General features: G+C 57.1%; 8 protein-coding genes. 4 read left to right on the top strand and 4 right to left on the bottom strand.

Annotation, left to right across the window (positions count from 1 at the left end):
* Positions 1-69: 69 nt before the first annotated feature.
* From AC5WNI_RS10820 to AC5WNI_RS10805, 4 genes are all read right to left on the bottom strand, one after another.
* Entirely contained in the window at positions 70-669 is a 600-nt protein-coding gene (locus tag AC5WNI_RS10820; protein WP_285461570.1) for an HD domain-containing protein, read from the bottom strand.
* Entirely contained in the window at positions 669-1,838 is a 1,170-nt protein-coding gene (locus AC5WNI_RS10815) for a TauD/TfdA family dioxygenase (protein WP_495928452.1), read from the bottom strand. The genes AC5WNI_RS10820 and AC5WNI_RS10815 overlap by 1 nt, the downstream gene beginning before the upstream one ends.
* Positions 1,839-2,957: 1,119 nt before the next feature.
* Positions 2,958-4,490: a DEAD/DEAH box helicase gene (locus AC5WNI_RS10810; RefSeq protein ID WP_495928451.1), complete on the bottom strand. Its 1,533-nt coding sequence runs from the start codon at positions 4,488-4,490 to the stop codon at positions 2,958-2,960.
* A complete protein-coding gene (locus tag AC5WNI_RS10805) occupies positions 4,487-5,158 on the bottom strand; it encodes a hypothetical protein (RefSeq protein WP_495928450.1) in 672 nt (223 codons plus the stop codon). The genes AC5WNI_RS10810 and AC5WNI_RS10805 overlap by 4 nt, the downstream gene beginning before the upstream one ends.
* Positions 5,159-6,638: 1,480 nt before the next feature.
* Between AC5WNI_RS10805 and tnpA the strand changes: the two genes are divergently transcribed.
* From tnpA to AC5WNI_RS10785, 4 genes are all read left to right on the top strand, one after another.
* Positions 6,639-6,992 carry an IS66-like element accessory protein TnpA gene (gene tnpA / locus AC5WNI_RS10800; protein ID WP_479399323.1) on the top strand — a complete coding sequence of 118 codons (354 nt, stop codon included), beginning with the start codon at positions 6,639-6,641 and terminating at the stop codon, positions 6,990-6,992.
* The gene (tnpB, locus tag AC5WNI_RS10795; protein ID WP_175090695.1) at positions 6,989-7,324 is read left to right on the top strand and encodes an IS66 family insertion sequence element accessory protein TnpB; all 336 of its coding nucleotides are present in this window, start codon (positions 6,989-6,991) and stop codon (positions 7,322-7,324) included. The genes tnpA and tnpB overlap by 4 nt, the downstream gene beginning before the upstream one ends.
* Before the next feature lie 92 nt (positions 7,325-7,416).
* Positions 7,417-8,946 (top strand): IS66 family transposase, encoded by a 1,530-nt coding sequence (tnpC, locus tag AC5WNI_RS10790; protein WP_479399325.1) that lies wholly within the window; start codon positions 7,417-7,419, stop codon positions 8,944-8,946.
* 679 nt (positions 8,947-9,625) lie between these two features.
* A complete protein-coding gene (locus AC5WNI_RS10785) occupies positions 9,626-12,184 on the top strand; it encodes a bifunctional diguanylate cyclase/phosphodiesterase (protein WP_495928449.1) in 2,559 nt (852 codons plus the stop codon).
* The last annotated feature ends 220 nt before the right edge of the window (positions 12,185-12,404 follow it).

The raw sequence follows: 12,404 nt of genomic DNA, 5'->3' as shown, positions 1-12,404 counted from the left end.
CAATGGTCAAGCGAGGTAGCGCAGGAGCAGAGAGAGTCAGACGCGTCTCACGCACCTGCCTTCACATGCTCAGACGCGGCTGTCGAAACCGCCGGCCGGCTCTTCGCCAATCACGTCCGGGTCGAAGGGCTTGCGCGCGAAGACGCGACGCAGTGCCGGCTCGAAGTGCTCCAGCGGCGGGGTCGGGTAGTCGGGATCGAAGGCTGCCTGATCATAACGCTCGCAGAAATCCACGCACTTCTGATACCAGGGGTGGTCCTTGTAGATCTCGCGCTCGTTGCGGTCCTCGCCGTAGAAGTGGCCGTAGTAGAACTTCTGGAACAGGCCGTGGTGATGGATGATCCAGGCCACTTCGGCACGCACGTACGGGCGGATGATGGCGGCGGCCAGCTGCGAGTGATTGTAGGGCGCCAGCTCATCGCCGAGATCATGCAGCAGGGTGGCGACGACCAGGTCGTCATCGGCACCATCGGCTTCGGCGCGCGCCGCCGACTGCAGGGAATGCTCCAGACGGCTGACCTTGTAGCCGCTCAGGCCATCATCGAGCTTGCGCAGGGCAAGCTTGAGGCGCTCCACCAGCCCTTCATTGAACTGATCTTCAAGACGCTCGAGCAATGCATAATCTTCTGCGGTGCCGTCCTTCATCTGGGTGAATGAAACCTGATCCATTACGCCATTTCCTCACGGTTTTCTTGTTGTGCCTGCTGCTGACGCTGACGCATCAGGGTCGTGGCGAAGCGCTCACGCGGGCCATCGCTATCCATGTAGCAGCCCTGCAGGTGGCGGTGCCCTTCATTGGTGTCGAACGCCGTACGGCCATGCAGCACGCGGGTATTGTCGAACATCATCAGCTCTCCGGATTCGAGTTGGAAGCGAATCTCGTTGGCCGGGTCCTGGAACAGCTGCCCCAGACGCTGGCGGGCCTGATGGTAGCGGCGAGTGTCTTCCAGCGACATGTGCGGCAAATGATCGAGGCGCGGGCTGTAGTTGACGCCGATGGGCTCACCATCGGAGTTCTCGCGAATCACGCAGCGACGCGTGGTCAGCTCGGTGCCGGCATCCAGGAAGCGGAAGCCGACCGGCGTGGTGCGCAGCAGTTCATAACCTTCCGGCATCTCGGCCTTGAGCTGCTTGAGTGCATTGAGGCTGTCGACCAGCGTGGACAGGCCGCCGGTGGTCTCGTTGACCAGGCAGTGCAGCATCTGGATGCCCGGCACCGGATCACGGTACGGGTTGTCGGTGTGCGGCCCGAGCGCCACGCTACGGTAGGCCAGGTCATTGCCCGTCGGACGCGAGTACACCTCGAAGTAGCTGCCGAAGTTGGTGTCCTTGACATAGCCGAAGTGACCGGCCACTTCCAGAATGCGCTCCGGGTCGGTCGGCACGTTCTGCACGATGAGGTAACCAAAGCGCAGATAGGCCTTCAATGCCTTCTGGAAGTCCTCATTGTTGCCCATCTTCTCCCAGTCGACGCGCTGCGCCTGCTGATCGATGCTCGCATCCCAGCTCTCGGGCTTGGGGAACGGCGTGATGCCCTGCAGTTCATGCGCCAGCATGGTGAGGTCATACACCTCGCAATGCCCGTCACTGAAAGTGAATTCCACGTGCGTCTCGTCGACCGGGCGCGCCGCGGTCAGCTCGAGGTTGACGTCGATGGCATGCGAATCGAACAGGCGCTGAGTGGTCACCTCATCGAGCTGCTCCGGATCCTGGGTACGCTCGCGCAGCCATAGCGGGCTGACCGGCTCCAGGCCTTCGGCGGTGATCAGGTTCAGTGACAGCGGCGACTCGCTCAGGGTCAGCGGCAGCGCGTCGGACAGGGCATTGGTCAGGGGCATGCAGGCATCTCTCCATTAGCACGGTTGTATATCGTGGCCATTATGGGAGCGAGGCATGGGACCTAAGTAGGGGGTGAGTGTTATCGGAGGGTATGCATTTTTCTTATGGGGGTGGATGGAGTCAGAGAACCTGGCTCGTGATGCGTCTTGGTGAATTGATACAAGGATTCAGTGATGCTCACTTCGAGCCGTTGTAGGGGACAGTCAACTGACTTGCCTGTTTCCTGCAGTGCGCTGGAGTGGAGGTGAACCCCGAAAGTTGTTCGTTTCGGTGCGTAGTTTCCGAGATTACTGGCACTGATTTCGGGTCATGCAACATAGTCCCCCTTATTTTATGTGCTTAATTAAATCAGTCACTTGCTGTAGAGCAATAGATGAGAAGTCGCACTCTGTTGTCATATGGTAAGCCATTCTAGGGGGCAGCGTTCCTTGTCATTCAGCAAAATATGCCGATTTCCTGATGGCCATCAACAGGTTGTGAGGATGGCCTGACCTGACGGCCTACCCCGGGGGCGGTCCGGAAATTTCCGCGTGGGAGCGGCTGTTGAGGGCCTGTCGGAGGAGGTGAGATTCCGTGGTATCGTAACGCACCATGAGGGGGAAAGGGAAATAATATAATTGGATTTGCCATGTATTATTATTGCGTTATTTGCGGTTTGTTGTATGAGTCATGCAAGGCAGCCACCTCCATATAAGATGGAGGAGTTATCGTTATCCTTCTGTCGCAGTGCCAATCGGGTGGGAATCTGGCTCGAAACGACGTCGTGGTCGGTCAATGGGATATACATGGCGAGGAGGCACCAGCGCACGGAACTCGAGCAGCGCCTTCAGTGCGCCCTGAAAGGGGCACGGAGAACTTCGGACTGGCGATAGCCTGACGTCTATTGTCACGACATGTGACGGGATATCGTCATGTACCGTGAGCGCTTTCAGCCCTGTCAACATGACCCCCCATCTCTTGGCGATGCGGTGAGTGATGGAAGAGAGCGACGTGCGTCTGCCAACTCGCTGTCTCGATGTGAATGGCGGCAGGACCATGTCCCGTGCCGGTCTCTCAGGGAGAGGCCGGCACGGTGGGTGGGCAGGCAAGGAGCGAGGGACCGTCTCGCCCCCAAGACATCATGTCGGGCGTATCACATGGGTGAGGTACTCTCGAGAGAAGTGAATCTCTGCGATGAGGTCGCGGTCTGAGTAGGGGCCTGGCGTGTCTGCCGCGAGCCTGGTGATCATGGCATCGGTCAGTGTGCCGGGAGGCCGTCGATGAGGCGGCAGTCGGGCATAGTCCTGCGTTTCGAGCTCAGGGGGAGCGCCTTGGCGCAATGGTCGTGCATGAGGGAGGGCCTTGGGCGCGCTACCGGCGAAGCTTGAGTACTGAATTCGTGAATGCGACTCCGGGAGGTCCTCCAGCACGCGTTGGGCATAGCGCTCCAACAAGGGGTCTTGCAACATGAAGAGGTCACACTGTCCATCGAGGTGGTTCTGGCGACGAATGATGCGACCCAAGGCTTGGCGAAAGTACTGTTCCGTCTTGATGTGGCTCAGGTAACAGCATACCCGCAGACGTGGGAGATCAACGCCTTCGCTGATCATGTTGACCGAGATGATCCATTGGGCGCTCGTCTGTTGAAAACAGGCCAGCGTCTCATGGGCTCCCGGTAACTGGCTATGGACCAGGCAGGTAGTATGTCCCTGCTGATCAAGCCGTTCAGCGATAGCGCTGGCATGGACGATATCGGCGGCAATCACCAAGCCAGCCGCCGTCGGGTCTTCCCGGCGCCACCAGGCCAATTGATCGGTGGCCTGGTGGAGTAGCTGCGTCACGAGGCCGTCATGGCGAACCAACGACGCATAAGGCACCTGCGGATGTCTCAGTAATGCAGGCAGACTGGTATAGCGCTTCGTGTTAGAAGGCTGAGCTGGTGTGGCATGCGTGCGCAGCAGAATCTCTCGGTTGTCGAGCATATGCATCGTCGGAATTCTGCACACCTGATCGTCGATGGCTTCGCGTAGGGAGTAGACGAATCCGGGAACCAGGCGGCGGTCAGGCGTGTGCGCAGCGCCGGATGACGATGCCGCATCGTGAGCCTGATAATGCAGCAAGGGTAAACAGCTTCCATCCGTCCGCCATGGCGTGCCCGACAGCGCCAGAGTGAAGCGAACGTATTGCTCAAGGGATAGCAGGGCGTTACCCCATTGATTGAGTCCCGTGACATGAGTGCCATCGGCACTGGTTTGACTGGCGGCATGATGGCTTTCATCCCAGATCATCAGTACTCGCCCTCTCTGGCAAAGTTGCTTCAGCGTGTCGAGTCGGTGGTGAAGCGCTTGATAGGTCACGCAGGTACCTGCATCGCCGGCCTGTCCGCGCAGAGGACGCTCCAGTACGCGCTCGAACTGTTGCCTTGCCTGTTGCACGATGGTGCTCGTGGGGCCGAGATAGAGAATCAAGTCGATACTGCCATTGAGCATCAGCTCCTCGGCCAGTATCGCTGACATGAGCATCTTCCCGGCCCCCGGTGTGGCCTGGCAGAGAAAGTGAGGGCTATCGTCATTCAGCACCTGAAGCGCGGTTTCAATGCAGCGCGCTTGCCAGTCCCGCAGAGGCGGTGTCTTGCCATTTTTCACTAGACGGTTGTGCGATCTGTGTCTCATGCCTCGCCCTCCGGCATTGTCACTTCACGAAGTTGGCTCAAGGCCATGTAGTGTCCCCACGCTTTCATCGCCATGTCCTCGGCACTCTTTCGCGCCGCAAGTATCACGTCGCGCCATTGTGGCTTTTGGTGCAGGGAGAGGTCGAGGTACTCGATCATGTAACCGATCTCTTGTCGCGTGACGAGATTCTGAGCAATCAATTTCTCCAACTCACGCTGATCTTCCTCCGTAAATGGCAGAGTGGGAGCCTGAGGAGCCTCGATGGGCGTATCGTGAGTGGCGGCCTCCTTTACTGTGATCGTAGTGGAATGGACAAGCTCGAGCCCCGGGGCGACCGGCATTTTTAGTGCGCTGAGCATTTGAAACAGCTTGCGTTTCTTGCCTCGAATACCGACTTCAATGGCAAGTCCCTTGTCGATGCACTGCTTCAAGCGCTTGGTAATGGCACGATAGAGAGTGTGTTTGTCGAGAGACTTGAGTGATGCGTGTGTCAGTAGCGCATCTCGACATTCCACAATGGTGAAGTGAGATTTCGTCTCGGCATATTGATTCAAGAGCGGAATCAGACACTGATTGATGGTGTGTCGACGTTTGAGTTGGCGGTCGTCGCCCTGGTGTTGGGTACCATCAACCGGTGAAGTGTCAGGCAATGATGTTGCGTCAGTCATTGGAGCGTCCCTCGGGTCGATAATCATGAAACAGATCATGGTGCTGACACGTTGTGGTCAGTCATTTCGACTCTACGAGAGTTCAAGAATCTGGGAAGTCGATCTGCAATACGTCGAGGCCTGACGTTTACCGTCCGCAGGAGACAGATATTTTAATTCTGCAGGCGGCAGATATTTTCAGACTGTAGGAGAGAGATTTTCATGAGAAGGCGCGTCAACGACTCTCGGATATGCGTACCCTTTACTCAGCATGACGTGAGGCTAAGTTGATGTATTTAAAAGATTAATCCTTCTAATGGGGCAGCGTTCGAGCTCTATCAGGACAGATACGATGTTGACTGAGAGCGTAGTGGTAATTCACTAGGCGATAGTGGTGCCAGACCTCCTATGTCACGAGATGATGTTGTCTAAACCATTTTTAATGATTTAAGTTGCTGGTCGTGACCTGATGCGATTTGAATCGACGGTGATATATGACCATTTTGTCAAAGACAGACTACGTCGCCACAGTCATGTCGGGCGATCCATTGCTGGAGTTGGTGTCATTTTTGGACGCCTGAAGAAGGTCCTATCGAAGCCTGCTGATATTGGCCGGCGCGACGGATGAGACGCTGTGTCATTCGCAAGCGTCAGGCGATCGGCCGGGATGCGAGGAGAGGGATTGGCTGTCATAGCCTGAATAAAAAGGCATGTCCGGGGAGCTGTATTCGCTGATCTGTTGTCGTCAGTTGGCAAACTGACGGCGCACGTGATCCATCATCCCCTGGTGGATAAGACGCTAAAGGAGGATAGGGCACTGGGTGAGGCTAGAGAGGCCAACATAGAGAGCGGGGAGTGGCGTGATATCCACTTCGGCCACTACGCATTCACGCTTACCTGGTTGCATGGCTCTGTCGATCGCGACATGAAGATCACTTCGGTAATGAGTGCTCGGTAGGCCTGAGTGAGGTGAGCACAATGAAGAAGGTCATACGAACGGGCAGCATCACGATGGCGTAGCCTTGAGGTGGGCACTGCCGCGAGCCTGTTTGACCGGACATGCTCGAGAACGGGAGCTGGCCAGTCGGTAGGGGGCCAAGGCCGAATTTGAATGGAGGGAGATAGCATGAGCAGCGTGCCCAGGATCATGAACGATCCCGGCTTTGTGAGTGATGCCTTGATCTAGGTGCTGCGCAAGCGAGATGCTGGGTAAGCCACCGCATTGCTCAGCAGAGACGGCGAGCATGGCGGTTGCGAGTCGGTAATGTGCAAGAGTCTGGTCAAGGGGAAGTCAGCAGACGAGCTGATAGAGTTCGATCGTGTGAGCATGGCAGACCTGTTCAAGTTAAAGATCCGCCCATTTCGTCGCGTGCGTGTCATGTATCCTGAGCGCTGGCACATTGTAAGCGACCGGTGATCCCATCTACCGCAGAGTCCTGAATTTCGTCACGTTAGATGTCCACCTATTAATAAGTGGACACTTATCATGATGGAATCAAGCGTGTTGGAAGTTCCTCGCAAGCGTCGCCGCTTCACTGCCGCCTTCAAGGCCAGGATCGTCGAAGCGTGTCAGCAACCCGGTGCCTCCGTTGCCGGAGTGGCGTTGGAGCACAGCCTGAATGCTAACCTGGTCCACAATTGGATCCGTACCACCCGTCAGCAAACGGCTGTGCCAGAAATACCGGCATTTGTACCGGTGCCCATGACTCGCGAGTTGTCACCGGCCACTCCCCAGCATCAGGTGGCGGACCCTATTCGCCTCACCATCCCGCACCCCAACGGCCCGATGGTCATCGAGTGGCCTGCCTCGGAGGCCGACACCTGTCGATCTCTGGTTCGGGAGCTGCTCGTATGATCCGCATCGACGAAATCTGGCTGGCTACCGCCCCCCTGGATATGCGGGCCGGTCCGGACACTGCGTTGGCCCGAGTGGTGAAGGTCTTCGGCGCGGCTCGCCCGCACTGTGCTTATCTGTTCGCCAACCGGCGTGGCAACCGCATGAAGGTGCTGGTCCACGATGGTCTGGGCATCTGGCTGTGCGCCAGGCGCCTGAACCAGGGCAAGTTCCACTGGGCTGGCAACCGGCATGGTGATTGCGTCGAGCTCTGCCCCGAGCAGGCCATGGCACTGGTGCAGGGCCTACCCTGGCAGCGTCTCGGCACCGACGGCGTCATCTCTGTCGTCTGACACGCCAGGCCAGGTACGGCACAGAACCTCCCGGCCCGCTATTCGCTGATGCGCCAATCCCACTGCCTTCGGCGGGCTGGCATACTGGCGGAATGACGACGCCCCCCGACCTGACTCAACTCTCTCCCGATCAGCTCCGCCACTTGGCGGCAACGCTGATGACGCAGGTGGAGGAAAAGGAGAAAGCGCTACGCCACAGCGAGCAGGTCAATCAAAAGCTGACCTATGAAATGGCATTGCTCAAGCGCCACGCCTTCGGCAAGCGCAGCGAGCAGCTCAATGTCCTGCAGATCAGCCTGCTGGAGGAAGGGGTGGACGCCGACATTGCTGCCATCGAGACCGAGCTGGAAGAGCTCCACCTCACTGCTGACACGCCAGTGGCAAGGAAGACGCCCAAGCGCACGCCCTTACCTCCCGAGCTACCGCGCACCGAGATTCATCATGATCCGGAGAATGATCACTGCCGGTGTGGTTGTCAGCTGAGGCGGATCGGCGAGGAAATCAGTGAGAAGTTGGATTACACGCCGGGCGTGTTCCACGTCGAGCGGCATATCCGTGGCAAGTGGGTCTGCGACCAATGCGAGACACTGACCCAGGCACCGATGCCGACGCAGATCATTGACAAGGGCATCCCCACCGCCGGCTTGCTGGCCCAGGTGCTGATTGCCAAATATGCTGATCACCTGCCACTCTATCGCCAGGAGCAGATCTTCGCCCGCGCCGGCGTAGCGATTCCCCGCTCCACCCTGGCCGAGTGGGTCGGCACCTGCGGGGTGCGACTTCAGCCGCTGATCGATGCACTGCGTGAAGTGTTGCTCAACGAGCCGGTGCTGCATGCCGACGAAACGCCGGTACCGATGCTGGCCCCTGGCAAGAAGAAGACGCACCGCGCCTATCTCTGGGCCTACGCCACCACCCCGTATGCCGGGTTGAAGGCCGTAATCTACGACTTCAGCGAGGGACGTGGCGGACAACATGCCCGCGACTTCCTCGGGAAGTGGCGGGGCAAGCTGGTCTGTGACGACTACAGCGGCTACAAGCAGAGCTTCGCCAACGGTGTTACCGAGATCGGTTGCATGGCCCATGCCCGCCGTAAATTTGTCGATCTGCACGTCGCTGGCAAGAGCCAGATCGCCGGGCAGGCTATCGAACTGATCGGTCAGCTATACCAGGTGGAGCGTGAGGTACAGTCACTCAGTGCGGAAGAGCGTCAACGGCTGCGGGAGACGAAAGCAAAGCCCATCGCCGATACGCTACATCGCTGGATGCTGGCGCATCGCGAGAAGGTCCCGAATGGTTCGGCGACGGCGAAAGCGTTGGATTACAGCCTGAAGCGCTGGGCGGCGTTGACGCGCTACCTGGATGACGGCGCGTTGCCGATCGATAACAACCGGGTGGAGAATCTGATTCGCCCCTGGGCGCTGGGGCGTTCAAACTGGCTGTTCGCCGGATCTCTGCGCAGTGGCCAGCGTGCTGCCACCATCATGAGCCTCATTCAGTGTGCCAAGCTGAACGGCCATGAGCCCTATACCTACCTGAAGAATGTGTTGGAAAGGCTGCCGACCCAAAAGGCTAGCCAAGTGCACGAACTTCTGCCCCATCATTGGCAGCATACTGCGTGATCACTCGCAAGCGGTGATGCCCGAACGCTTACGGCACATTGCGCTGTAGGGACACTGCATGAGTGACTGACAACGGGGGGTGGCCATTGATGCTGCGCGACCACGCCTTGATCTTACCGGCTTCGGTAGTCCCGGCGTGATGATGAACACTCCCGCGAACGATCGCGTCTTTCGTCAGCAGGTAGCGCTAAACAACAGTAGGAGATCATTGGATCCGGTAGGCCTTGTAGTCGTACTCCCGCCCAAGGTGCCGCCTTGGCGCGTTCTTTCATGAAAATAAAAATGAGATTTAATCATATTAAGGGAGGATTGGCCGTTCGTGCTGGTCAAGGTACCTGAAAACACTGGCATGCCTATTTCTCAGGATATTTAGCGTTGAGACTTAAACGGCAAGTTTCTTTATCCTCTTGTTCGTGCATTGAGGTAAGACCTCTTCACCCTGTACGAGGTTTCCCACAATGATCAACGTTTGCGACGTACTTCGTAATTAGGCGTCGTAGGCCGATAGGATGGTTTCTTCTTCGTTGAGTGTCGTCTGCCACATGGCGTGACCGCCACTGTCATCAGGAGTCGCTAAAGAATCCACCATGAATGCCGTTAGCCAGTGACTCAGTCTGCATGACAATGTCGGCAGTGATCGAGCATGGCGTACGACCCTTCAAGGACTTTCACACGCTGGATGACCATGACTTCATATCCCGTACCAGACTCTCCTGATGAAAGTGCTCGTTATGCGGCCACCTCTCGGTTGGCTACACGTCTTTTCATGTACCTCACTGTCTTCCTGTTTTTCATGGCGGGTGGCGCTCTGGTATATCTCAGTATGGCGATTGATGAAGAGCAGCTGGCACATGACAAAGCCGATGTCTTGCTGGCCCTGGAGGATCGTCAGACACAGATTGCCATTGCTTTGGATGATTACGCCTTCTGGATTGATTCGTATCAGTACACCTATGGTGCCGTCGACCATGAGTGGGCGTATGACCGAGATAACATTGGCCCCTCTCTGTATCCCACCTATGGATTGGATGGCGTGTTCATCGTAGGACCGGCAGGTGGTACTCGCTATGCGCTCCTCAAAGGTGAGTTACAAGATGTCAATCTCGAGGATTGGGTCGAGAGTGACGTACCACGATTGCTGGAAAGTGCCAGAGAGGGCTCACGGGAGGATGAGGTTGCCACGGAATATACGACAGTGGGCGGTGTGCCGGCGGTCGTGTCCGCTGCCGTTATTCGTCCCGACAGTTCCTACACTCAGTTCGAGACGCTTTCCTACCTTGTGTATGTCGACATTCTGGATGGGGCTAAACTTGCTGCCATCTCGGAACGTTACGGGCTGACGGATCTGCGTATTGGTGTTGCTGGGACCAAGGACATCGAAGAGCCCTACGTGATTCTCGCCACTGAGGATGTCGGGGATATTGTCGTGCAATGGCAGAAAGAGGCTTATGGCCGACATCTTCTGATCAACGTCTTGCCTCTCTGGGGGATGGTGGGAGCGTTGGTCGTGTTCCTGTTGATATGGCTTCGCAAGCATTTGCATCATGCCAGTCAGGCCGTGGTCGAGGTACAGCATGCCTTGAAGCTCAGTGAGCGTCGCTTCAAGAATTTGTCAGAAATCTCGTCTGACTGGATCTGGCAGTCCGATACGCAGCAGGTCTTGACCTACCTGTCAGATCGATTTGAGCCGTTGACGGGGCTCACGGCATCCGAGTGGCTAGGTAGGCCCTTGTCAGAACTCTTGCATTACGATCCGTCGATATTGGCCGACATTGCGGCTCACGGTGCGGGCGCTGGACGTCAACCAATCGCGTGTGAGTTGCAGGATGGAGAGGGCCGCACTCGGTATTGCCAGGTCTTTGCCTGTGAATTTCGTGCCGGTGGAGAGCTCAAGGGGTACCAGGGGACCGTGTGTGACATCACGCGTGAAATGGAAGCCAAGGCGCAGATCGAGCACATCAGTCAACATGATCCGCTGACCGGGCTCGCCAACCGCCATCGTCTCGATCGGTTTCTTGACGAGAGATTGCGTACCGAGGTGAGCGGTGACCAGCCGTTGTTCGTGCTGGCGCTTGATCTTGATCGGTTCAAGCCAGTCAATGATACCTACGGGCACGCAGTTGGGGATCAGGTGCTCCGTGAAATTGCGAAAGCGATCCAAGGCTGCATAGAGGATCGCGATATGGTCGCAAGACTCGGGGGAGATGAATTCATTGTGGTCGCCACGCAGTGCAAGACGCCTCAGGACGCAACACGACTGGGCCAGTGTCTGATCGACAAGATCAATCAACCGATCCAGATCGAGAATCACGTGATTCACGTCGGGACCAGCATTGGTATCGTCGCCGCGCCGTATCATGCATTGACTCATGATGCGCTGTTGCGGGGTGCGGATATTGCGCTTTATGAAGCCAAGTCCCAGGGCAGAAATGTGGCATGCATTTACGACCCTTCCATGAGCGAGCGCATCATGGAGCGACGTCAGCTGGAAATGGATTTGTGCCAGGCTGTCGCGCGCAAGGAGTTGAGGCTTGAGTTTCAGCCGCGTTTCGATGCAATGACTCAGGACATCATCGGCGCAGAGGCGTTGGTACGCTGGCATCACCCTATTCGGGATGTGTTAAGTCCGGCTTGCTTCATTCCTGTGGCAGAAGAAAATGGCGTGATCTTCGAGATCAGCGATTGGGTCTTGCGAGAAGCCTGCTGGAACGCCATGAGTTGGGACAACAAGCTTTGGGTGTCAGTCAATCTGTCGCCGGTCGAGTTCCAGCGTCATGATCTGGTGCAGCGCATCCAACGGGTACTTGAGGAAACTGGCTTGTCTGCTGAACGTCTGGAGCTGGAAATCACCGAGAACATCATGCGGGAGGATTCCGAGGCGATCCTGACGACGATGAGCGATCTCAAAGCTCTCGGGGTACGGCTCTCAATGGATAATTTCGGGACGGATTACTCCTCGCTGGGGTACCTGCAAAGCTATCCATTCGATGGCATCAAGATTGATCGCAGCTTTCTCATGTACCTCGATCATTCCGAGCGTCATGAGGCGGTCGTGGATGCGATCATCAGAATGGGGCATGCCCTGTCTCTCAATGTGACAGTCGGCGGTGTGGAAACGACCGAGCAGCTCGAGAGGGTCTCCAGCCTATCCTGTGACCAGGTACAAGGCTTCTATCTTGGCCCGCCAGTCTCACCAGCCTCTTTCAAGGAGCTGTTATGTGACGATGTCTCCCGATAATGTCGGGACATGCGTCATCGGCGTGTCTCGCGCTGTACGATTCAGTCTCTCTCGAGGATCGTGTCGAGCTCGATCTCCCGTTGAGAACGGCATCGATGCCTGAAGGCATAGAGAGCTGATTGCTATGTTCCGGGAAACGCAAACGCCGCCGACGCCCTGCTCAGGGTGCCGGCGGCGTTTGCATGGGGGCCTTACCGCTGAAGGCGTCTACGCATCTTGG

The organism is Cobetia sp. PDI-12MA (genome assembly GCF_059507695.1).
The sequence above is the reverse complement of the archived record's forward strand: the minus strand, read 5'-3'. Positions and strand labels throughout refer to the sequence as shown.